This is a genomic window from Pontibacter aydingkolensis, assembly GCF_019443125.1.
GTDB lineage: Bacteria > Bacteroidota > Bacteroidia > Cytophagales > Hymenobacteraceae > Pontibacter > Pontibacter aydingkolensis.
In genome coordinates, this window is the sequence record NZ_JAHYXK010000023.1 from 21,991 (window position 1) to 44,979 (window position 22,989).

Consider the following 22,989-nt stretch of genomic DNA (forward strand, 5'->3'; position numbering starts at 1 on the left):
AGTTGAAGGTTTGTTTTGTGTTGAAGGTATAGGCTGCTAGCTTGTGTAGATGTGTTTGCAGTACTGGGTCCAACCACACCTGCCCCCCTCCCGAAGCAAGTCCGGGATCTATGACTTGTTTAAGGCGTGGAGTTTTACTTACTTTTTCTGCTATCATTATAGTTACAGCTAATTTTCTCTCTGTCATCTTGTAAAGATCTTGGTAGAAGGGAGGTTAAGCGCCGGCTACAGAGTTTATACTTTTGCTATAGTAGCAGCAGAATTCCCCGACTTAGATAAGGAGGGGCAGGGGTGGTTGGATACATTGCAGTTGAAAACAAAAAGCCCCAGCTTCGCAGCAAGGGCTTTCTTAATATTATAGTTATACTTTATACTTTGCCGTAAACAGTCCGCTCAACTATACTCCGGCCAAGGGTAATTTCATCGGTATACTCCAGTTCCCCTCCTACCGGCACGCCACGGGCAATTGTGGTGATGCGCACATTATGGTCACGGAGCTTGCGGGTAAGATAGAAAGCTGTTGTATCGCCTTCCATAGTTGGGCTAATGGCCAGCAGCAATTCCTTTATCTCAGAGTTTGGCAAACGCTCCAGCAATGAATCGATGTGCAGGTCTGATGGGCCGATGCCTTCGATTGGTGAAATAACACCTCCTAACACATGGTATAGGCCTTTATACTGCGAGGTATTTTCAATAGCGATCACGTCACGGATATCGCTTACCACGCAAAGCAGACTTCTGTCGCGTAACGGGTTGGAGCAGATGCTGCATATCTCAGTGTCAGAGATATTGTGGCACGTTTTGCAATGCTTCACCTCTGTGCGCATCTTTACCAGGGCCTCAGCCAGCGAAAACGTTTCTTCAGACTCTTCTTTTAACAAGTGCAGCGCCAGGCGCAGCGCTGTTTTTCTTCCAATACCGGGCAGCTTTGCCAGCTCCTCCACGGCATTCTCTATCAACTTCGACGGAAAATTCATTAAACCTCCTAAACTATTCTATGTCCGCCGACAGGTCTTTCTGATGCAGCGAAGTACACATGCCTTTCAGCTCCTCAAAAGAACCTACTTTAACCGTGCACTTGCCTTTATAATGGATTAACATGGTACACTGCTCTGCTTGTTCTGCCGTGTGACCGCATACTTTAATAAGCGTTTCAATTACGTGGTCAAACGTGTTCACATCATCGTTGTAAACTACCAGGTTGCGCAGGTCGGTTGTTTCCTCCAGCAAGGCAACGTCAAAATCTTCTTTATGTAAAATATCTGTCTCCCAATTCATAGTACAAAATTACGAAATACAAAGCACTAAACGAAGCAATACTCTAAGTATAAACCATTTCGGTTAGCGGTACCCATACTTGCAACAGGTATTGTTTTTAACAATCCCGGAGGGTCTATGATTCCTTTAATCACAAGTTAAATCAGGATATTTTAACATGCCAAAAAGGCGCAGTTTTTGCTCTGTAAGCTTATTCGTGCTTTCTTGCATATCGATTAAACAGAACAAATCATACCTAAGCTAAATGATACTATCTAACCGTTTTAAAGGACTGGCATTTATACTTGCTTTTGTAGCTGCCTCTGTGCAGTTGCAGGCCCAGAACAAAATGCTGACCATGAAAGACGCCATCATTAACCCGGCGCTTCAGCCTGAAAACCTGCGCCAGCTAAACTGGGTAGCCGGATCAGAGGATTATACTTTTATCAAGCAAAGCAACGGCGAGCAGATGCTGGTGCGTGGTAATGCTGGTACAGGTAAACAAAGCGAGGCGCTTTCGCTAAGCAAACTGAGCAGCGCTTTAGAGGCAGCCGGCGCTAAAAAGCTAACTGGCTTCCCGGCGGTGCAATGGACTGATGTCAACACCATGGTTCTGAACACGCAGAACACTATTTATCACTACAACCTGAATACCGGCAAAGCAACTGCGGTTACAAAGTATACTTCTGAGGCTGAGAACTCTGAGTTGGACCCAACCCTGCAGCGCGTAGCTTATACAAATGGTAACAACCTTTATGTGTCTGCCCCGGGTGCTGCGGATGTAGCCGTTACCAACGAGGCCAACGAAGGCATTGTAAACGGCCAGGCAGCACACCGTTCTGAGTTCGGCATTACCAAAGGCACGTTTTGGTCGCCAAACGGAAAGCAGCTGGCTTTTTACCGCATGGACCAAAGCATGGTTACAGATTATCCATTGGTAGATGTTGCTCCGCTTCCGGCAAAGCAAAACGCCATTAAATACCCTATGGCAGGCGGCAAAAGTCATCATGTAACCGTTGGTGTATATAACCTCGATACCAAAGCTACTACTTATCTAAAAACCGGTGAGCCAGCTGAGCAATACTTAACCAATATTACCTGGAGCCCCGACGGCAAGCATATTTACATTGCCGTAGTTAACCGCGACCAGAACCACATGAAGCTAAACCAGTATGAGGCTGCTACCGGAAATTTCGTAAAAACCCTGCTGGAAGAGAAACACGAGAAGTATGTGGAGCCGGAGCATGGTTTATACTTTGTACCGGGCAAAGCCAACCAGTTTGTAAGAGTAAGTGAGCGCACAGGTTTTGATCATTTATACTTGTACGACACCAACGGCAAAGAAATTCGCACGCTAACGAAGGGCAACTGGATGGTGACTGACATTTTAGGCTTTAACCAGAAAGGTGATGAGTTATACTTTACTTCTACTGCCGAAAGTCCTTTAGAGCGCCACATCTACAGCGTTAACCTGAATAACGGCAAGAGCAAGCGTATCTCCCAGGAGAAAGGCACCCACAACGCCAGCCTTAGTCCTACCGGGAAGTATATCATTGACAACTTCAGCAACCAGACTACGCCACGCAGAATTGCTATACTTACCAACAACGGCAAAGTAGCGCAAACCCTGTTAACTGCTAAAAATCCTCTTACAGACTATAACCTGGGCGAAGCTGCCATGGTAACGCTTAAGGCAGAAGACGGCACCGACCTGTATGGCCGCATGATCACGCCTCCAAATATGGATAAAAACAAAAAGTATCCGGTGGTGGTGTATGTGTACGGCGGGCCACATGTGCAATTGGTTACAAACAACTGGTTGGCCGGCGCTAACCTTTGGATGCACCTGATGGCGCAGAAAGGCTACATTGTGTTTACCCTGGATTCTCGTGGGTCAGGCAACCGTGGTCTAAGCTTTGAGCAGGCAATGTTCCGCCAGATGGGTACACCAGAAGTAGCAGACCAGTTGAAAGGCGTAGACTACCTGAAATCGCTGCCTTACGTGGATGCTAACCGCATGGGCGTGCATGGTTGGAGCTATGGAGGATTTATGACTACCTCGCTGATGACCCGCACTCCGGATGTATTTAAAGTTGGAGTAGCCGGCGGCCCGGTAATCGATTGGAAATACTACGAAGTGATGTACACAGAACGCTACATGGATTCTCCGGAGCAAAACCCAGAGGGCTATGAAAAAGCCAACCTGCTAAACCACGTGCAGAATCTGAAAGGTAAATTATTGATGATACACGGCACCGTAGACGATGTAGTAGTATGGCAGCACAGCCTGCAGTATTTAAAAACTGCCGTTGACAAAGGTATTCTGCTGGATTACTTTGTTTATCCAGGTCATCCGCATAACGTTAGAGGCAAAGATCGTGTGCACCTGATGCGTAAGGTAACGCAGTACTTTGATGAAAATTTGAAAGTAACTGAAGCTAGTCTTTAATTTATACTTTTGTAAGAAGCTGCACCACCAAAGTGCAGCTTCTTATACTTTTAGACTTTGTTAACGTAGCTGTAACTTAACAAAGGACAGTTTGACAAAAGACTGTTTCGTATCAGGTAGCACGATTTTTATGATTTAATGATAGAGGACTTGATGACAAAAGATTTCTGAAAAGTTTTACTTATGATAATATTTCCTTTGTCACAGTCTTTTGTAAAACAGTCAAAGTATAAGACAATAGCAAACTACCATGCCTGCACCATCTGCATCTTTCAAAAAAGCTGTTAAACAACTTAGCGATAAAGAAAAGGAAGCACTCTTGTTAAAGGCCGTGCGCCGCGATGCCGAGTTGTACGACATGTTTTCTTACGAACTGGGCGAACTGACGCTGGAAGAGGTGTATGAGCAAAGCGCTGACAAGATACATGAACTGCTGATAAATGCTAATGGCCGCAGCCTCACAAAAGCATTGGCAAAAGCCCTGCGTAAAGCAGTTAAAGAGATTGCCCGATTCAAGCGCATCACCAAAGACCCTAAAACGGAGGTAGACCTGCACCTTTATACGCTGCGCCTCATCTTCAGCAATTTTACCGCGCAGTTCGACAGCTATTACAAGGTATTCTATACCTCAACTGCCAGACTCCTGCTGCGCACCATACAGCTTATCCGCAAAAACCTCCACGAAGATTACCATTTGGAATATAAGCAGGAACTGGATGAGTTTCTGGAAATGATACATGAACGTAATAAACCTTTATCGTTTGAGTTACCTAAGGAGTTCGAGACCGATGATTAAGGGGGTTTTAATAATCTAAGGGATTGGCTACAGCACTATCGTCTTATATACCGCCAGTTTGAGCGCAGCGGTAACTGGTGGTAAAGTATAGCAGCAGTTTTAAACTGCTTTGCTTCGGAGAAGCAAGGACCATAAAGGCTTTTGATACGCTTTATACTTTGGCAAAAGTAGAACCCACCCCCAGCCCCTCCCAAGAGGGGAATCTCTCAACTTATACTTTTCTGCTTGCGCAGAAAACCAATTGCAAATTGGAATCATGTACAGCCACAAGCTAATCTGACGTTAAACTTGCGGTATGATCGTTACTACAGCTAAAACCTCTACAACCCTGAAACCTGTATTTCCTCCAGATTAATCTCTGACACTTTCTTTAAATTACCTGCCTCAAAAGCCTTATCGTAGTTCTCGAGTGCGAACTTTTCTTCAGAAGTATAGTTCATGTAATCCTGGAACAACACCCCTCCTACCTTTCTTGGATTTACAGCCTCCCGGAAACGACTGCCTTCTGTGCCGTCTTCCTCTTTAAAACTATAGGCCAGGTAATCCATAGTATTCTTCTGCTGATGAAACCAGTACACATACACATCCTCATAATCTTCGCCGCCACCTTCCTGCGCGAAGGTCACTTTTACTTTATGATAAGGTTCGCCATTAACAGTAGCTTCTCCCAGATACTCTTTCTGTACAGCGGCATCGTTTAAAAAGTATGGAAGCAGCGCAAAGTATATCACCCCATTTACCGATGAAGTATAAGCTTTCTGTCTCTCCTCTGGCAGCTCTATTTCTGCATCATCTGCGGTGCGTTTAAAGCCGCTGTTGCTCATCACGTCGTGTATGCGCTGGCCTGTAGAGTCTTCGGTAAAAGTGCGGCTGTAAACAAAGGCGCCATTATCGCGGAGCGCACGGTATTGCCTGTCTCTGAACTTAAAAGTAACAACAGCTTTATCGAGGTGCTGTCCGCCATGGGCTGCAATAGCCTGATCAACTATTTGGTGGGCGTCAGGTGTTTCTTTTTCGCTGCAGGCAGCTATAAAAAGGATGCAAAGTATAAACCCGGCGTAAAGTATGGCTTGTAGCTTTTTCATTTGATTAATCAGTAATAAAAGCCAAAGGTAAAAAGCTATAAGCAAATAAAAACAAAAAGCCGCTTTGGAGTTTACTCCTAAAGCGGCTTTTTACTGATTTATCTTATTTATTTTGTAGCTGTTATATCTAGATTAAGTCTGAACTCATCTGAGATAGCTTTATCGCCTAAATCCCCGAAAAAAGTCTCGGAACCAAAGCGCACATCAAATTTAGAGCGATCTACGGTTACATCGGCTTTTGCATTAACGGTGTTATCGCTAACTGTAATAAGAGCCGGAAAACTGATTCGCTCAGTTTTATCTTTAATGGTAAGGTCGCCCTGCACCTCATGGTTTGGCTGCCCCGCGGCTGCATCGGCAATTGGGGTTACACCTGTAATTTTAAAAATGGCTGTAGGATATGTTTCCACGCCAAAAAAGTCATCAGATTTCAGATGCCCCACCAGTTTATCATTCTGCTCCTGATCAGTCAGGTCTTTATTGGTGATGCTTCGCATGTCCATCACAATCTCGCCGCCGGTCAGGTTGTTGTTGCTGTCTACAGTAACGTTGCCGCTTTGCAGTTTTATTTCACCCTCATGCTTGCCCAATACTTTTTCGCCATGCCATGTAACTATGCTCTGGCCCTGGGCCACCTGGTATACTTCGCCCTCTTCGGTTGCGGTGGCTTCGGTTGCTACTTCAGTGTTTTCTGTTGTTTCAGAGGTTTCCCCGCCACAGGCTGTCAGAAACAATGCTGCTATAAAACTGAGGTAAAAAGTTGTTTTTCTCATGATGTTTTTCTTTTGGTATGGCTACAAGCTATATTAAATGTACATACATTAAATAGTTAAACGCATTATCATACTTAAGGTTTTAAATTAGCTAACCCGAGATTTATACTTTTTGAGTGGCTACAGACGAAAACCGCCCCACACTGTTACCAGCATGGAGCGGAAATCGAATATTTATACTTTATGCTTAGCTGTAATTACTGCTTTGCAGTTACATCCAGTGTTACTACAAAATCGTCGTAGATGGCTTTATCACCCAGGCTGTCGAAAAAGCTGGTAGAGGCATAGCGCACATCATACTTTGCACGGTTGATAGTTACATCTCCTTTGGCAGAAGCTACACCATTTTTAACAGAAATCGTTGCCGGGAAGCTAACCTGGTTTGTAATGCCTTTTATAGTAAGGTCGCCGGTTACCGTATGGTTTGGCTGGCCTGCTGCAGCTTTCGCGATTGGCTTAACACCAGTTATCTTGAAAGTTGCGGTTGGGTGCTTATCTACGCCAAAGAAATCGTCGTTTTTCAGGTGGCCAACAAGCTTCTGGTTGTACTCTGCGTCCTTAATGTCAGAACAGGTAATTGTGTTCATGTCAATCACGAACGTACCGCCTGTTACTTTAGACCCTTCGATCAGCATCTGGCCGCTTTTCAGGGAGATATTGCCCATGTGCTCACCGGTTACTTTTTTGGCATGCCATTTCAGGTCGCTTTTAGCAACATCTACTTTAAAGGCACGCGCCTTTGCAGGGGCAGCAACTTCGGTTGCAGTGGTTGTATTTGGTGTATTTCCGGCTGTAGCTGTAAACATTACAGCAGATGCCAGTGAAGCAAGAATTACTAACTTTTTCATCTAATCTATTTAAGGTAATTATTTAAACTCTTTTTTTTTGATTATCCCCTGATCTTATCCAGCAGATCGCTGAGTGTTTGCGCCTCCTGGTCCGTCAGGTTCTTAATGCCGGTCACTTCGCCGCCTTCAATGCCCTCCATTTCTCTTAGCAAGGCAAGACCTTTGTCAGTGATCAGTACATCCACAGTTCTGCGGTCGGATGGGCATTGCTTGCGCGTTACCAGGCCCTTTGCTTCTAGCTTATCTACTATGCGGGACGCGTTAGACGTTTTGTCGAGCATGCGATCGATAAGCAGGCTAATGGTTGCCGGCTCCGGATGTTGGCCGCGTAGAATGCGCAGTATATTAAACTGCGGCAGTGTAACACCATAGGGCTTAAAAAAAGCTGCCTGCTGCTGCTGTAGCCAACCCGAGGTATACACTACATTAATAAAAGCCTTCTGATAAGCATTCTTAAAGGTCTTCTGCTTGATTTCGTCTTCAATCTTCATGCAAGTAAAGTCTGTCATAATGCTGATGCAAATATATGTACATACATTTAATGTACAAACACATCAACAGAATTAGTTTAAAAAAGTTTCAAGAATTTAAATAATAACCATGCTCTAAATATAAGGCTTCTTTTGGAATGGCTTGTTAAGCTGTGATTATTTAAGGTATAGAATGCCGTTTTGCTCTTTTACAAGCTTAAAAGGTTCTTCTGTTAGCATCAAAAACCCGTCCAGGTTGGCAAAATCAAAGCCGCTGCTTAGCTGCATGGCGCTCCAGATGCCCAGCGATGTTTCTATCATAGATCCGATCATGGTCATAAGGCCATGCTTTCGGGCTAGCCTAAGCAGGCGCACCGCGTTCAGGTACCCGCCTGCTTTCATGAGTTTGATGTTCACGCCATGGAACTCTTCGCGCAGCAGCTCAAAATCTGCTTCATCGGTTACAGACTCATCTGCAACAATAGGCACGGGTGTCTGGTTTTTGATGTGAGCATAGGCAAAACCCATCGAGGCGGGCATGGGTTGCTCCATAGAAATTACGCGCCCCCTGTCCAGCGATTTAAGAAAGGTCATTAGTTTATCCGGATCTGTCCAACTCTCGCAGCCTTCCAGCATAAGCAGCCTCTCTGATACGCGCAACAGGTTATGAACCAGTTCAGTATCCGTATCTGGCGTTACTCTCAGCTTTAAGCAGCAAAACCTGTTTACATGCTGGTCCTGCATAAAGGCCAATGCCTGCTCCGGTTCTATGGCTGGCAACGAGAAGCAGGTAGGCTGCTGATGCGGCGGACGCTGCCCCAGCAGTTGGTTTACCGGCATGCTGTGCACCTGGCAATAATAATGCAGGTACGCAGACTCTACGGCAAAGCGAAGCGAGTTAATGGGCTGGTGCTCCAACAGCAGTTGCAACAGGTCGTCCATACTTTTAACCTGGGCCAGGCCAGCCATCAGCAGTACCTGGTATTGCTGCAATAGCAGTTCCGGCGTCTCTGCAAACCGTAGTTGCGGGGCCGCCTCACCAAACCCGTTAAAATTACCATCAGACACCTGCACCAGAAAGTTGATCCTTTCCTGCCCCGAGCACCCTGCCGTTTTCATTTTATACTTTAGGGTCAGGTGCAGCGCCTCAATGTGCCAAGTAAGCATATAACATACTATTTGTAGATCTAAGTCATACTTCACAATACGTGTAAATTGCCTTATTAACCACCTCAAACTGCACAATTTACGATACTAGTGAGGCATACTTTTCCGGATCGTTAAAATTTATTTTTAAATACGCCATGCTGCTGTTTGCCAATGTGTGTTTTGCATCTATATTTGCTAAATTTTTATAGGTGTATCCATAGCCATTTTTATTTATTCTGGTTCTTTTGAGCAAGGTTTTGATCTAGTATATACTTACCTGCCAGGCCCCTGAGACCAGCTGCCTTTATGTTCATTTTATGAAGAAATCTTTTCTGCCTTTGGCTACGCTGGTTTGCATTACCATAGCGGCCATACTTACTGTTTTGCAACAGTATGAAATCATCAATTTGTCGGCTGATGTGCTGACTTCGGTGCGTTGGGCTGGCATTGGTGTATTGCTGATGTACGGTATTCAAAAGCGTTCACTAACAACCTGGATCCTGATAAGCATGGTGGTAGGCGCCGAGATCGGGTACGACTTCCCTAGCTTTGCCACTAACCTGAACGTGCTCAGCAAAGTATTCCTGAAACTGATCAAGACCATTATCGCGCCGCTTATATTTGCCACGCTGGTAGTAGGTATAGCCGGCCACTCTAACCTGAAACAGGTAGGAAGTATGGGTTGGAAGGCTATTGTATACTTTGAGATTGTAACCACACTCGCCCTTTTCATTGGTCTGGCTGCTATCAATATCAGTAAGGCCGGCGAAGGCATCAGCATGAACCTGGCCGAAGTAAACGATGAGATTGCCCCGGCTGCCAAACAATCGGCCTCTGACATTATACTTCACGTGTTCCCGGAGAACGTAGCCAAATCCATCGCTGAAGGGCAAGTCCTGCAGATTGTGGTATTTAGTGTGCTGTTTGCGATTGGCCTGGCCATGGTAAACGAGAAAAAGCGCAAGCCTATGCTCGACTTCTGCGAAAGTCTTTCTGAGACTATGTTCAAGTTCACGAACATTATCATGTACTTTGCACCAATCGGTGTAGGTGCCGCCATTGCTTATACTGTTGGCCACATGGGCTTAGGTATCCTGGTAAACCTGTTCCAGTTACTGGCTACACTGTATGTCGCGCTAATTGCTTTCGTGTTACTGGTTTTACTTCCAGTTGCCCTTATTGCCCGCATTCCTATAGTGCGCTTCCTGAAGGCTATTTCGGGCCCGGTTTCTATTGCCTTTGCCACAACAAGCTCCGAGGCTGCCCTGCCACGCGCCATGGAAGAAATGGAAAAACTGGGTGTGCCGCGTAAAATCGTTGCCTTCGTAATGCCTACCGGTTACAGCTTTAACCTGGATGGCACTACTTTATACTTAGCGCTTGCCGCTGTTTTTGTGGCGCAGGCTGCCGGTATTCCGCTTAGCTGGGAACAGCAACTGGTAATGGTGTTTACCCTGATGCTAACAAGTAAAGGTGTGGCTGGTGTGCCACGCGCCTCCCTTGTTATACTTTTAGGTACAGTAGCCTCTTTCGACTTGCCGGTTTGGCCGGTGTTTGCCATACTCGGAATTGATGAGCTGATGGATATGGCACGCACCTCTGTAAACGTTACCGGTAACTGTCTAGCCACAGCCGTAGTGGCCCGTTGGGAAGGTGAATTTAACCCAGAGCCGGAAATTGGTTTAGTAGAAACTACGAATCCTGAGATAGTTGTTGAAACAGCAGAGAAAGAAGAAAGAGAAACTGAGCTGGTATAATTATAGTTTTATAGATTTGAGGAGGCCACAGTTGTACAAACTGTGGCCTCTTTGATTTTATACCTGATTCTCAAGTGGCATCTAGACCAGGTTAGCAGGTACAAAGCACCCATCCAGCACAATTTTTGACAGTAACTGCAGTTTTTTGTAATTTCATGCATATAAAATTGCCTTTTTACAGTACACTACTTCTAAAAAACTCCAACATATGAAAAACAGAATAGTAGCGCTCCTGCTGCTCCTGCTTTTTGTCGTTTCGCCGGCAATGGCACAGCAAAGCAGCCAGAAAGACAAGATCCTGCCCTACCCTATCCACCAGAATAAAATGGCCAATGGCCTTAACGTGGTAACAGTACCTTACAACAGCCCCGGACTTGCAGCCTTTTATATTGTGGTGCGTGCCGGCTCGCGCGAAGAGGTAGAGAAAGGAAAAACAGGCTTTGCCCACTTTTTTGAGCACATGATGTTCCGGGGCACCGACAAGTATAGCAAAGAGGCTTACGGCGACATTATGAAAGAAATGGGGGCCGCAGCCAACGCCAACACCTCCATCGACAGAACCGTGTACCATATGACAGGCAACGCCGAGATGCTGGATAAAATGTTCGAGATCGAGGCAGACCGCTTCCAGAACCTGAAGTATAGCGTGCACGACTTTAAAACAGAGGCTGGCGCCGTGAAGGGAGAGTATACAAAGAACTCAGCCAGCCCGTACCAGCAGCTTTACGAGAAAACCGTGAGCACCGCTTTTAACAAGCATACCTACTCGCATACTACCATGGGCTTTTTCGAGGATGTGGTAGATATGCCAAACCAATACGACTACTCACTAATATTCTTTGATCGTTTTTACCGCCCAGAGTATACTACCATCGTAGTAGTTGGTGATGTAACGCCGGAGCGTGTAAACAACCTGGCACAGCAATATTTCGGAGACTGGAAGCGCGGCAACTATAAGCCCAACATTCCCACCGAGCCAAAGCAAACCCAAACGCGCTACGCACATGTGCAGCAGCAGGGCTTTCCGCCATACTTAAGCCTAAACTTTAAAGGCCCGGCCTTCTCCGACAAAGACAAAGACCTGCCTGCTTTAAGTATACTTTCTACTATACTTTTTGCTGAAAACTCTGACCTGTACCGAAAACTTGTAGTTACAGAGCAGAAAGCACGCTTTATTGGTGGCGGTCCGCAATTTTCCCGCGACCCCAACCTTATCTCGGTGGCAGCATCTGTACTTAAAGCCGAAGACATGCAGTATGTGAAAGATGAGTTGATGAAGGCACTAAATGAGGCCAAAACCAAGCCAGTGGACGCCCAGAAACTTGCCGATACCAAATCACGCATCAAGTATGGTTTTGCCATGAGCATGGACAGCCCCGATGCCATAGCCAACTCGCTGGCCCGTTTTATCTGGCTAACCGGCGACCCGGAGTCTATCAACAACCTGTATGGCGTTTTTGATACCATTACGGCCCAAGACCTGATGAATGTGGCTAAGAAGTACTTTGTAACCCAGACGCTTACGGTTGGCACCATTGCCCCTACCGAGAAGTCACCGGTTAAGTAAACCACAGTTAAATAGAAGTTTATCGAAACATCAAGTATAAAAGTATGAAAAGATTAGCTGCATATATATTACCTGTGGTCTTGCTGGCATGCGCTTGCGCCCAACAGCCGCAGGTATCCGAACAAACCACTACCGATACCTCCACTACAACTCCTGCAACAGCTAGTGCAGCGCCATCTGCCTACGATGCCAACCTGGCCTTTGGCCCGGATAAAGTGGTGGAACTCAAACAGCCGGAGTCGAACAAGGTTATCATCAAGCTGATGTTCAAGAATGGCTCCATGTCCGACCCAAAAGGGAAAGAAGGCCTGACCTATACTACAGCCCAGATGATCACGGAATCGGGCACCAAAGACATGACCGTGTCGCAAATAAAGGATAAAATATTTCCGTGGGCGGCTGGCTACGGAGCCAACGTTGACAAGGAGGTAACCACCTTTACCTTTGCCGTGCACCAGGATTTCCTAAATGATTTTTATCCGATCGTGCGTGGCCTGATGCTTAATCCTGCCTTTGCAGAGGAGGATTTTAAACGTGTAAAATCAAATCAACAGAACTTTGTGGATGAGGTGATCAGAGCCTCGTCTGACGAGGAGTACAGCAAAAAAGCGCTGGAAGACCTGCTATTTAGAGGCACGAATTACCAGCACATGGTAGAGGGAAAAACGACCAGCGTACAAAATATAACACTGGAGGATGTAAAAAACCATTGGCGCAACATGTTCACCAGAAACAACCTGATGATCGGGATTGCCGGCAACTACAGCGCTGACTTCCTGAACAAGCTGAAGGCAGACATGGTACAATTATCGGATGCAAAGCCAAACATTCCCATGGCTGGACAGCCAAACAAGCCGAATGGTGTGCAGGTAGAGATCATCCAGAAAGATAATGCGCTTGGATCGGCCATTTTCACAGGTGCACCTATGCCAGTTACACGCTCTGCCGATGAGTTTGCAGCGCTAATGGTAGCCAATTCATACTTAGGCGAGCACCGCAAAAGCTATGGCAAGCTTTATGATAAGATCCGCACTACCCGCTCCATGAACTACGGCGATTACTCCTACATTGAGTGGTACGACCAAGGCGGTTCTTTTCAGTTGCCGAACCCGGGAGTACCGCGTACGGCTAACTATTTTGCCCTCTGGATACGGCCTGTACAGATTGGCGAAGGCCTAAAGCAGCAGTATGCCGAACTGAAGGACATTAACGTGGGTCACGCACATTTTGCCCTGCGCCTGGCCATGCGCGAAGTAGATAACCTGATCCAGAACGGCATGACGCAGCAAGACTTTGAGCTTACCCGTAAATTCCTGCGCTCTTACATCAAGCTCTACATCCAGACACAGGAAAAGCAGCTGGGCTTTTTAATGGACTCCCGCTTTTATGGCCGTCAGAACTATATCGAAGAACTGGATAAGCTATTGGCTAACCTGACGGTGCAGGACGTGAATAATGCTGTGAAGAAATACTGGCAGACAGAGAATATGTACATCACCATCGTAACCGACGATAGCGAGGCCGAACCACTAAAACAGGCATTGCTGAACAACACGCCATCACCGATGAGCTACTCGAACCTGGTAAAAGAGGGGCTGCCAAAAGAAGTTCTGGCTGAAGATGACCAGATTGCCAACTACAAACTGAATGTGAAAGACGTGAAGATTGTAGATAGTAAAAACACATTCAAGTAAAATAGATTTACCTGATATTGATACTTTAAGGAAGCCGCAGGTTTATACTTGCGGCTTTTTTTACGCATTTTACTATTAATCAGGCAATTCTCACTAAAAACACACTTTAACAAAATCAAAAAAATTAACAATTATCATATTTTATATTACTATTGTCCATAAATCCAAAAAGAACCTAACTATGAAAAAAGCCCTGAAAGTTTTAGGCATCGTGGTAGTTGCAATTGTTTCTATTGCAGCAGCTGGCATACTTTATATGCAGTATGCTTTCCCGAATGTAGATGCCGCCCCAACAATCTCTATTAACAAAACTCCCGCACTGATAGAAAGAGGCGATTACCTGGCAAATCACGTTGCCGTGTGTATCGACTGCCACTCTGAAAGGGACTGGAGTAAGTTTGGCGGCCCAATTAAGCCAGGTACTGAAGGCAGAGGTGGCGATATATTTGACCATACGATTGGCTTTCCGGGTACATTTTATGCCAAAAACATTACCCCGGATAAAGAAACTGGCCTAGGCAACTGGACCGATGGCGAAATTTACCGTGCCATGACCAAAGGTGTAAGCAAAAACGGCGATCCGCTCTTCCCGGTAATGCCTTATAACTCCTTCAACCAAATGTCGAAGCAGGATGCTTATGCCATTATTGCTTACATCAGAACTTTGAAACCGGTAAAGTATAAAGTAGCAGACTCAGATCCGGATTTCCCGATGAACCTGATCATGCGCACAATGCCTTTAAAAGAAGACGCCAATATAGAAGAAGCAGCCATTACAGACGAAGTTCTGAAAGGTAAATACCTGCTAACCATAGCCTCTTGCGCTGAATGCCATACACCTGCAGTAAAAGGCAAGCCTGTTGAGGGCAAGTACCTGGCCGGAGGATTCGAGTTTCCTTTTCCGAATGGGGCTGTTGTACGATCTGCCAATATTACACCAGATAAGCAAACCGGCATAGGCACCTGGACCGAAGATATGTTTGTACAGCGCTTTAAAGCATATAATACACCAGAGGCAGCTAAGCAAAAAGTATCCCCAGACGAAATGAACACTGTTATGCCCTGGGCAATGTATGCCGGCATGAAAGATGAGGATCTGCGCGCTATTTACAAGTATCTGAAAACGCTGGAGCCTAACAAAAACAAGATAGAGCGCTTTACACCTGCCCCTAAGAAATCTTAGTTAAAAATATAAACCAACCCATTTACAGGCAAACGCCACCTTTTATAACAAAGGTGGCGTTTGTTTTTGCAGTATGTTTCTCACAAAACCATAAACAGTTTTGCAACAGGCAGCTAAGCTCCGGCAGTTATCTACAAATTGTCGCGACAGCGATCTAACCTTTGCTAAACATTACTTCAAATAAGGGCAGTCAAATTAAAAAACCTAAAACTATCACTATGCAGGCAACCTACGCTAAAATATTGTTAACGCTGTTGTGTATAATAAGCACCGCTACTTTTATGCAGGCACAAAAAGGGCGCCTTAACCCCTAAATGCGCAAAGAAATAAGCGCCTATAACCAGCAAAACATACTTCCGGTCATTTGGGAACAACGCTATAAACTCGATGCTGAGATTACCGTTAACGACAAAACTGAAATTGACAGGCTGCATGCTGAACAAAAAAATACAGGAAAAGCGTAAGGCGCTCCATAAAAAGTATAAAGGTGAGCGATGTGCAGGCAAAGCACAGTTAACAGATGCACAGAAAGCTGAGATAAAGAAAATGCGTGAGCAGCAAAAGCAACTGCACCAGGCGGCAGCCGCTATTGCCTTAAAGTATAAAACACAGTTAGGACGTATAAAAGAAAGTATAGCTGATGAACGCGCCACCTGGGAAGCCGACTTGAAGGCCATTGCAATAAAGTATAACCCGGAACTGGCAGACAAATCTTTAGACGAAACAAAGCGTGGCCACCATGCAGCTAAGCTTGCAAGGTATAACCGACTGATAGTGCCCGTGAACTTTATACTTTGGGATGCCACTCAGGATCGCGATGTTTTTATCGAGCCAGGCAGCACGGTTTACCCGAACCCTACCAGCAGCACCAACACCATTGAATACATTGTGGCAAAAAACGGCAATGTAAAAATAACGCAGCTTGATGCCAAAGGAAATGCACTGCGCACCCTGCTTAACGAGCCAAAAGCAAAAGGCCATTATACATTGGATGTAAACCTGAACAACCTGCCAAATGCCACTTACTACTATATAATAGAAACGGCTTCAGGCTCTGAAACGAAGCGCATACTTAAGCGTTAAAAACGGCCAAAATAAAGTAAAGCAGCAGAGGCAGTGACGAATCGCTACCTCTGCTGCTTTATAAGCCATTCATTGTCAAAGATATATAAATCACAGAAAAGTAAAATATATTTACCTGATTCTGCAACCAACCTTGGTCTTAAAAGTATAAGAAAGTGCGAAGAACTCTACACCCATTTATATGCAGGCAATTTATACGCAGACAGATAAGAAGGTTGAGCTTGCTGATTTAAGTAAACGCGTAGTTGCTTTTACGGTTGATGTACTGCTTTTACTCTCCCTGATCGGTTTGATTGATTACTTAACTTACAGCAGCGACGAACAAGCTTACTTACTTAAACCAGAGCGGATTCTGGACTTTTCGTTAGGTTGGCTATACTTTGCCGGCATGGAAATATGCGCCTGCCAAGCCACAATTGGCAAGTACCTGCTTGGCCTAAAGGTAACAACAACAACAGACAACAGGATATCCTTTAAGAACGCAACCATACGTTATTTTGCAAAGCCAATCTCAGTGGTAATGGTTATGATGCGTTTTATTGTGGAATCAAAACCTGTATCCAGAAGAACGTTCCATGATAAGCTGGCTGATTCTGTAGTAGTAACACTTTAAGGGCTTTTCTGTGGCTTTTCTCCTTTGTAATCAAGCATTGTAATATCGAACATGGGATCCGCATTCCATTTTTCATCTTTGATGCGATCAAATAAAACCGACTGGAGTGCCTGCTTCACCTGTTCGTCTGAGAGGGAATCGCTGCGATTGTAGAGGTACAGCTCACATATAACCGGGTTAAGATTTGGCAGAGTGCCCCGGGTAAAGCGGGAATTCACTTCAATGGTTTCGACGTATTCTACCTCTTTTAAAGTATTGCGGATGGTTTGGGTTATCTGTGTGGAGATGCTTCCTTTCTGCAGATTAGGTTGCTTGTTAAATTGCCAGTACATTAGCCCGCCCAACACAGCAACCGACACTAGTAAAGATATTCTGAAAACATTCTCTTTCCCATCGGCAAACCGTGCGCCTTTAATCGTAACCCTACCCAGATATCTGAAAACCAATGCTGCAGAAAGCTGAATACCTGCCAATTGCAGTATCAGCAAAAACAAGCCGCTTTGCACCATTTGCCAATTGCCAAAATTCAGGGCCATACCAATCAGGCCAGTAGGTGGTGCCAGCGAGGCAGCCACCAGAACGCCTACTGCAGCGCCAGGCACCAGGCTGTCGCGTTCTGACTGCACCAGGTTAATGCCGCCTGCAAAACCCGCCACCAAGGGCAGCAAAATGGTCATTTGAGAAATATGGCTGATATCTACCATTAAAGATGTGGCATGCTGTTGCTTAAACACATAGGAAAGTATAAACGACACAAGTATACTTAAGCCAATTGCCATAGCATAGCGCTTTAAACTCTGCAACAGCAGCCCGCTTTTACCAGCCGCCGCCGCAAGGGCGGCATTCATGGCTGGGCCAGCAAAAGGCGACACCAGCATAGCTGCCACCAGCAGGAATGTTGTATTGGTATAAAGCCCGATCCAGACAAGTACCCCCCCCGACGCGGCATAGCCCATTAGCCCAAACTTTGATCCTACACTCTGCAGGCCACCTAAAAATATCTCGAAAGGACTACGGAAAGTTACATCAGTTACCTGGTCGGGAGCTTCGTCTTGAGGCGGGTAAAGTGAGATGACACCACGGGGATTAAGCGTGATCTCTGCCTCTTCGATATTATCGATACTTCTTATAAAACTATCAACTGTATTGTTGTTCAGATGCACCCGCACCAGTTCACCGGTATCCAGCTGCTCTATGCTAAGGTTTTTCCCTTTGAGTTTTTCTGCCTTATTTTTTACTTCCTGTCCTTTACCTGCCGGTACTTTAACGGTTAGTGTACGCATACAATTTTTATTGATGTATACTTACCTACGGTAGTTTATGCTACAGATGTTTACCTGGCACCCCTAAAACAAAAATCCCCTGCCTTTAACTGGCAAGGGATTACATGTAATATACTTTATTCTATTAATCTGTGTTCTTGCCGAAACGTACTGTCTCCACAGTTGAAGCGCCATCCGGGTTTATTGTTACTTTAAACAAATAGTCATACTGGCTGTCTGAGATATCTGATACGGGGCGCTTGCTACCTAAAGCCTCCATCAAAGGCAAAAGCGTGTTTGAGTGCCCGGCAACTACTACTGTTTTTCCAGCGTGCTGCTCCTTTAGCTTGTTTCCTATACCGTTAAAATCGTGTGCTTCGTAAACCTTTATCTCCAGGTTACGGGCAGCTGCCATAGGCTTTAGCGTATTTTGCGTACGCTTATACTTGGTGGCATAAAGTGCGTCGATTTTCTGGCCTTCCAATTCTGCGCGTAGTGCCTCGGCTCTGGCCTCACCGTCCGGCGTTAAGCCTGGGTCCTGGTCTGACGGATTTGAGATGTCTTTTTCGGCATGGCGCACCAGGTACACAGTAGTAGGCAGTGTGTTTACCTCGTTAGGCAGAGGATCGGCAACGGCAAAAGCGCCTTCGTTTGCGGAGGGCATATTGCGGCAGGCTGCGGTCCCCAAGATTAGCAGCAAAACCCACACATGCAGGAGTAAACGTAACTTCATAATGTTGTTGATTGATTTAGGTTAGTTGTAGTTTGTATTGCTATTTACAATGTTATGCGTTCTTTACCAAAATTTTGTAGTGCCGCCGCCTCTTTTGTTTTGCCGTTTTGCTGCAGCAGATTAACAAGGCTGTTGCGAACTTCAAGTTGATAGGGTTGCGTTTTAAGTGCCTCTTTGTAAGCTTTGATGGCTTTTCTGGATTTACCCTTCGCCTCCAGAATTCTGGCTTCTGCAAATAGGCGCAGGGCCAGTTCCTGCTGTGTTACGGCCTCAGGTAGCTTTTTAAGAAGTTCTTCTGCTTTGCCGGTTAAGCCCAGGTCGGCATAGAGTCCGGCTAGCTGGTAAGCCTCTCCCCTAATGTTTGCTTTACCGTCGAGTAAAGGTTGAGCTGCGGCAGCTGCTCCCGTTTTATCCTGCTGCTGCAGTTTATAGTTTGCCATCCGCAGCATATAGTCTGCACGAGGTGTGCCCGCTGCACTAAGTATGCGCTGAGCCTCTTCTAATGTGGCAAACGCATCTTTATACTTTCCCTGGGCGGCCAGTACATCGGCATATTGCCTGCGAAGTTCATATTGCTGGGGTTTTGAGGCTACCAGCTTTGCCAGTGCCTGCTCTGGCTCCGTTCCCTTTACTGATGTTCCTTTTAACCAGGTGGCAAAAGCAAGTGCCTCGTCGCGGCGGTCGCGGAGGTAAGTTGATACTGTTGGCCCATCTTTTACATAGCGCTCTGCCATGGCAATTGCCTCCGGCACCATGCCATAGCTTAGGTAAAATTCCCTAAAACGCTGGTTGGCCTGCGCGCGCATCAGCAGGTCATCTTCCAGTTCAAGCGCTTTAGTATAAAGGCCGATCTGTTCTGCAATTGCTTCCTGTTGCTTCAGTTTACCGTCTCTTCTTTGGGCTTCTACTAACTCTGCCTCAACCAGATAGATAGGTGCGTAATTTGCATCTACGGCTTTTGCTTTCTGCAGCCACTCTTGTGCTTTGCCATACTCCTTTTGCGCCTGTTTTACGCCAGCATAAGCAATAAGCGCTGGCTGGTATTTTGCGTCCCAAACCAGAGCGGTGTCGAGCAATGCAGTAGCCAGTGTATAGTCTTTGCTGTTCTGCGCCTTCTCGGCCAGGTTGAGGTGTACTTCGGCCCAGTTGCTGGCCATGGCTTGTTTATTGCCTGCCAGGTAGGCACGCTGCCTTGCCACCAGTTGGTCCAGGAAAGTATAAAGCTCAGAATCTTTGGCTTTAAGATCGGCGGTGGTGTTAATGGATTTGTGGTTGAGTGGATGTACTTTAACAGGCTCGAAGTATGCCGGATAGGTTTGGGCCAGGTACTCGTGCTCGTTGTTGGCAGAATAGTAGTCCAGGGTACGGCCTTCTTTCATAGCATTATAGTATAGGCGCCGCACGGCACGGTTTTCGGCATCGGTAAACACACGCCCATGAAACTGATGCACATACTCATGCAGTACCACATTGCGTTCCAGGTAAGAACCACGCACGACATACTCTATCGCCGCTGCCCCACTGCCCACTCCTCTGATGTCCATCCACTGGCGGTTATCAAACGTAGTTGCCTGTCTGAAGTATGGCGAACCCATTGCAATGGTTAAATCCACGTGCAAAGGCGGAATCACAAACTTCTCGTTTTGCTTAGACAGGAATGGGAAGTATACAATGCTCTCATAGAGCTGCGACCACACCATTTTCTTCACCTCATCTCCGGGGTAGTACGTTACGTCCGGAAACACTTTGGCAAAATTCACCGGGTCTTTGATCTCTGTTGTCTGGATGACGTGCTGCAGCGAATCATAATTGTGCAGGTAAGTAAGCTGCCTTTGTTTGATTACAGCCGCCAGTGCGTTATGTGCAGGTCCGTAGTGGTTCTTTTTATGGAGAATGCGCCGGAAAATGCTTTGAGCGGAATCAAGGCGAGTAGCACGATCCATATCGAAGGCCATGTAGTAAGCAGAGCCCTTCAGCATAAGCGGTAGCACCGAGTTTTTATACTTTTGCTGCACCTTTTCGATCTCGGTTAAGGCCTGCTGTATCTTATTTTCTGATATCAGCTTATCTGCCGCCTTTAGTTCCTGTCGTACCTGCTCATCTTCAGGTCGTACATAATCGGCATAGGTTAGGTTGGTGTGGCCATTACCCCAGTGCCAGTGCGTTACATAGTGCAGCGGGTTCAGTTCCAGAGCCAGTTCCCATTGGGCAGCCATATTGTTTAGCTGGGTGGCATCTACGCGGCGCCAGATAGCATAACCATAATTAAAGCGTGCATCGGCGTTAAAAGGATTTAGGGTAAGGCTGGTAATAAGTGGTTTTTCGGCCAGCTCAGGCTTCTGGTTCCAGAAGTATACATCAGATTCCAACAGGTAGGCATCTGCGTTTTTGGGGTTCCAGGTTTGTACTTTCTGCGCCCAGGCGAGTGCCTCATCATACTTTTTCTGCAGCATCAATATCCGGCCGATGGCTAAGGCAGCAGCCTCGTTTTTAGGGTCGGCCTGCAGTACTTGCTGCGCGGTGGCTTTGGCTTCTTGTAACTCCCAGGCCTGTACCTGTAGCCTTGCTTTCTGTAGAAGCGCGTCTTTATACTTTGGGTTAAACTTCAGAGCCTCCCCAACCAATTTTTCAGAAGCGTCAAACTCGTTGTTAAGCATCGCCAGTTTTGATTGAGCCAGCTTTACGGCCGCAGATGGGTTAGCCTGTCCAAGTATCTTTCTGGCCTCCTCCCATTGCCCTAGTTCCAACAGCTTTTCTGCTTTAGGTGCAGGGTCTGTATTGGCTTGCTTTAATGCCAGCTGCCGTTCCTGATTCAGTTTTTGCCGGATGGCAGATAGATCGTCGGGGTGCTGGGCAAAGGCTGGCCATGCTAAAAGTAAACCAGGCAGCAAGTATAAAACGCTTTTGAAAAGAGGTCGCATGTGCAATAGTTAAGGTCAGGGCTATCTTGTAAGCGCCATATGGGCAGCCACAAAGTATAAGCTTATTCCTAAAAATAAACACTAAATCCTTTTGATGAAAGTATAGCTTGGCTTATTTGATGTTTTATAGTAATTGGGAAAGCTGTAATACTGATATGTTAAGCCTTTCTCTCGAACCTGGCAATGTATGCTTTCTCCAGGCGGCACATCAGATGCACCGATAGTATAAGCCAAAGTATACCCATGGTATAACCGCCCAGCACATCCGTAGCATAATGCACTCTACGGATCATCTGAATTAGCTAAAAAAGCAGAATGCCAGCCTCGTGTGAAGCTGGCATTCTGCTTTAAAATAGTGTGCGCACGGGGAGATTCGAACTCCCACACCCGAAGGCACAGGCTTCTGAGACCTGCACGTCTACCAGTTTCGCCACGTGCGCGCTGGTCACTACATTAAATTAATTCCCAAAACCCTTTAACCCTTTGTTCATTGGGATTACAAAGATACGGCTGAAATCTTAACCTGCAATATATTGAACTAAAAATATTATTCTCAACCAAGCGGATCTTCCTCCACCACAGGGTCGATTTCTTTTTTAGAGAAGCGTTCTATTCTGCGCAGCGTGCCAATGCCGATCACCACCCACAGGAAACCCGCCGCAAAGCCGGCCATCACATCAGTGGCATAATGCACTCTAAGGTATATCCGGCTAAAGCCTATAAACAGCACAAAAACAACCAAAAAGGCAACCAGCACATTGCGCCAGGCCACATTTCTAACGTTATGCCATACCAGGTAAATCAACAGGCCATAGAAAGATGCAGCCACCATGGAGTGACCGCTCGGGAAACTGAGACCCGACGCATCTACCAACGGCATAAGTGGCCGGGGCCTGTCGAAGAAGTACTTTAGCACCACATTTAAGGTAATACTGCCCAATGCCACAACCGGTACTTTTAAAGAATACCAGCGGTGTTTCCGGATAAAAAGAAAATACCCGACAAGCGCTAATGCAGCAGGTGTTAAGAAATGTCGGGAGGCAAAGAAAGTAATGAATTCTATAAAGCTGCTGAACGCTGGACTTGATATGTCTTTCGCAAAACTAAAGGCAGCCTGATCTATACCTAACTCACCGCCTGCCAGAACTTCGCTGCTCAGGTACAAGAACACAACTACGCAAACCAGGAAAATAGCCCAGACAATTAAGAGCTCAATTGTAAAGAGCGCCATGGCCGCCACCAGTCTGTTATAAAACTGCTTTAACATTTTAAAACTTTATTATCAGGTTACTCCTCTTAATCGAGGAGAGTACAATTTTGAATCTTGTACGTAAATCTTTAATCAGGTG

General features: G+C 46.0%; 21 protein-coding genes and 1 tRNA gene. 9 read left to right on the forward strand and 13 right to left on the reverse strand.

Annotation, left to right across the window (positions count from 1 at the left end; all coding sequences use genetic code 11):
• Nucleotides 1–368: 368 nt before the first annotated feature.
• Both recR and K0O23_RS17935 read right to left on the reverse strand, forming a co-directional pair.
• Nucleotides 369–977, reverse strand: a complete 609-nt coding sequence (gene recR / locus K0O23_RS17930; RefSeq protein WP_219878834.1) for a recombination mediator RecR — start codon at nt 975–977, stop codon at nt 369–371.
• A gap of 13 nt (nt 978–990) precedes the next feature.
• On the reverse strand, nt 991–1,278 hold the full coding sequence (locus tag K0O23_RS17935) for an ATP-dependent Clp protease adaptor ClpS (protein ID WP_219878835.1): 288 nt from the start codon (nt 1,276–1,278) through the stop codon (nt 991–993).
• A gap of 244 nt (nt 1,279–1,522) precedes the next feature.
• Between K0O23_RS17935 and K0O23_RS17940 the strand changes: the two genes are divergently transcribed.
• Together K0O23_RS17940 and K0O23_RS17945 are read left to right on the forward strand one after the other, a co-directional pair.
• Nucleotides 1,523–3,706, forward strand: a complete 2,184-nt coding sequence (locus K0O23_RS17940) for a S9 family peptidase (RefSeq protein WP_219878836.1) — start codon at nt 1,523–1,525, stop codon at nt 3,704–3,706.
• Nucleotides 3,707–3,956: 250 nt separating this feature from the next.
• Nucleotides 3,957–4,502: a hypothetical protein gene (locus K0O23_RS17945; protein WP_219878837.1), complete on the forward strand. Its 546-nt coding sequence runs from the start codon at nt 3,957–3,959 to the stop codon at nt 4,500–4,502.
• Nucleotides 4,503–4,822: 320 nt separating this feature from the next.
• On the opposite strand, the gene K0O23_RS17950 is transcribed toward K0O23_RS17945, so the two are convergent.
• The 5 genes from K0O23_RS17950 to K0O23_RS17970 all read right to left on the reverse strand — a co-directional run bounded on the left by K0O23_RS17950 (nt 4,823) and on the right by K0O23_RS17970 (nt 8,845).
• Nucleotides 4,823–5,587 (reverse strand): DUF6503 family protein, encoded by a 765-nt coding sequence (locus tag K0O23_RS17950; protein WP_219878838.1) that lies wholly within the window; start codon nt 5,585–5,587, stop codon nt 4,823–4,825.
• Between the two features lie 107 nt (nt 5,588–5,694).
• The gene (locus tag K0O23_RS17955; protein ID WP_219878839.1) at nt 5,695–6,360 is read right to left on the reverse strand and encodes a YceI family protein; all 666 of its coding nucleotides are present in this window, start codon (nt 6,358–6,360) and stop codon (nt 5,695–5,697) included.
• A 197-nt stretch (nt 6,361–6,557) separates the two neighbouring features.
• A complete protein-coding gene (locus K0O23_RS17960; RefSeq protein WP_219878840.1) occupies nt 6,558–7,208 on the reverse strand; it encodes a YceI family protein in 651 nt (216 codons plus the stop codon).
• Between the two features lie 41 nt (nt 7,209–7,249).
• Complete coding sequence (locus K0O23_RS17965) at nt 7,250–7,699, reverse strand: MarR family winged helix-turn-helix transcriptional regulator (protein WP_219878841.1); 450 nt, start codon at nt 7,697–7,699, stop codon at nt 7,250–7,252.
• A 156-nt stretch (nt 7,700–7,855) separates the two neighbouring features.
• The gene (locus tag K0O23_RS17970) at nt 7,856–8,845 is read right to left on the reverse strand and encodes an enolase C-terminal domain-like protein (protein WP_219878842.1); all 990 of its coding nucleotides are present in this window, start codon (nt 8,843–8,845) and stop codon (nt 7,856–7,858) included.
• A 299-nt stretch (nt 8,846–9,144) separates the two neighbouring features.
• Here K0O23_RS17970 and K0O23_RS17975 point away from each other — a divergent pair, with 299 nt between their 5' ends.
• From K0O23_RS17975 to K0O23_RS18005, 7 genes are all read left to right on the forward strand, one after another.
• Entirely contained in the window at nt 9,145–10,584 is a 1,440-nt protein-coding gene (locus tag K0O23_RS17975; protein ID WP_219878843.1) for a dicarboxylate/amino acid:cation symporter, read from the forward strand.
• Between the two features lie 208 nt (nt 10,585–10,792).
• Entirely contained in the window at nt 10,793–12,151 is a 1,359-nt protein-coding gene (locus K0O23_RS17980) for a M16 family metallopeptidase (RefSeq protein WP_219878844.1), read from the forward strand.
• Nucleotides 12,152–12,195: 44 nt separating this feature from the next.
• Nucleotides 12,196–13,845, forward strand: a complete 1,650-nt coding sequence (locus K0O23_RS17985; protein ID WP_219878845.1) for a M16 family metallopeptidase — start codon at nt 12,196–12,198, stop codon at nt 13,843–13,845.
• Between the two features lie 181 nt (nt 13,846–14,026).
• On the forward strand, nt 14,027–15,028 hold the full coding sequence (locus K0O23_RS17990) for a c-type cytochrome (protein WP_219878846.1): 1,002 nt from the start codon (nt 14,027–14,029) through the stop codon (nt 15,026–15,028).
• A gap of 314 nt (nt 15,029–15,342) precedes the next feature.
• Nucleotides 15,343–15,492 (forward strand): hypothetical protein, encoded by a 150-nt coding sequence (locus tag K0O23_RS17995; RefSeq protein WP_219878847.1) that lies wholly within the window; start codon nt 15,343–15,345, stop codon nt 15,490–15,492.
• A complete protein-coding gene (locus tag K0O23_RS18000) occupies nt 15,461–16,111 on the forward strand; it encodes a T9SS type A sorting domain-containing protein (RefSeq protein ID WP_219878848.1) in 651 nt (216 codons plus the stop codon). The genes K0O23_RS17995 and K0O23_RS18000 overlap by 32 nt, the downstream gene beginning before the upstream one ends.
• A gap of 181 nt (nt 16,112–16,292) precedes the next feature.
• A complete protein-coding gene (locus tag K0O23_RS18005; RefSeq protein WP_219878849.1) occupies nt 16,293–16,724 on the forward strand; it encodes an RDD family protein in 432 nt (143 codons plus the stop codon).
• Here K0O23_RS18005 and K0O23_RS18010 read toward each other — a convergent pair.
• From K0O23_RS18010 to K0O23_RS18030, 6 genes are all read right to left on the reverse strand, one after another.
• A complete protein-coding gene (locus K0O23_RS18010) occupies nt 16,721–18,007 on the reverse strand; it encodes a DUF389 domain-containing protein (protein ID WP_219878850.1) in 1,287 nt (428 codons plus the stop codon). The two genes, K0O23_RS18005 and K0O23_RS18010, sit on opposite strands and share 4 nt — an antisense overlap.
• A 124-nt stretch (nt 18,008–18,131) precedes the next feature.
• Nucleotides 18,132–18,719 (reverse strand): SixA phosphatase family protein, encoded by a 588-nt coding sequence (locus K0O23_RS18015; protein WP_246597197.1) that lies wholly within the window; start codon nt 18,717–18,719, stop codon nt 18,132–18,134.
• A 44-nt stretch (nt 18,720–18,763) separates the two neighbouring features.
• Complete coding sequence (locus tag K0O23_RS18020; protein ID WP_219878851.1) at nt 18,764–21,640, reverse strand: tetratricopeptide repeat protein; 2,877 nt, start codon at nt 21,638–21,640, stop codon at nt 18,764–18,766.
• Between the two features lie 158 nt (nt 21,641–21,798).
• Nucleotides 21,799–21,933 carry a hypothetical protein gene (locus K0O23_RS20345; RefSeq protein WP_262902641.1) on the reverse strand — a complete coding sequence of 45 codons (135 nt, stop codon included), beginning with the start codon at nt 21,931–21,933 and terminating at the stop codon, nt 21,799–21,801.
• Between the two features lie 65 nt (nt 21,934–21,998).
• Nucleotides 21,999–22,080 (reverse strand) — tRNA-Leu (locus tag K0O23_RS18025).
• Between the two features lie 113 nt (nt 22,081–22,193).
• The gene (locus K0O23_RS18030) at nt 22,194–22,907 is read right to left on the reverse strand and encodes a phosphatase PAP2 family protein (RefSeq protein ID WP_219878852.1); all 714 of its coding nucleotides are present in this window, start codon (nt 22,905–22,907) and stop codon (nt 22,194–22,196) included.
• Nucleotides 22,908–22,989 lie beyond the last annotated feature (82 nt).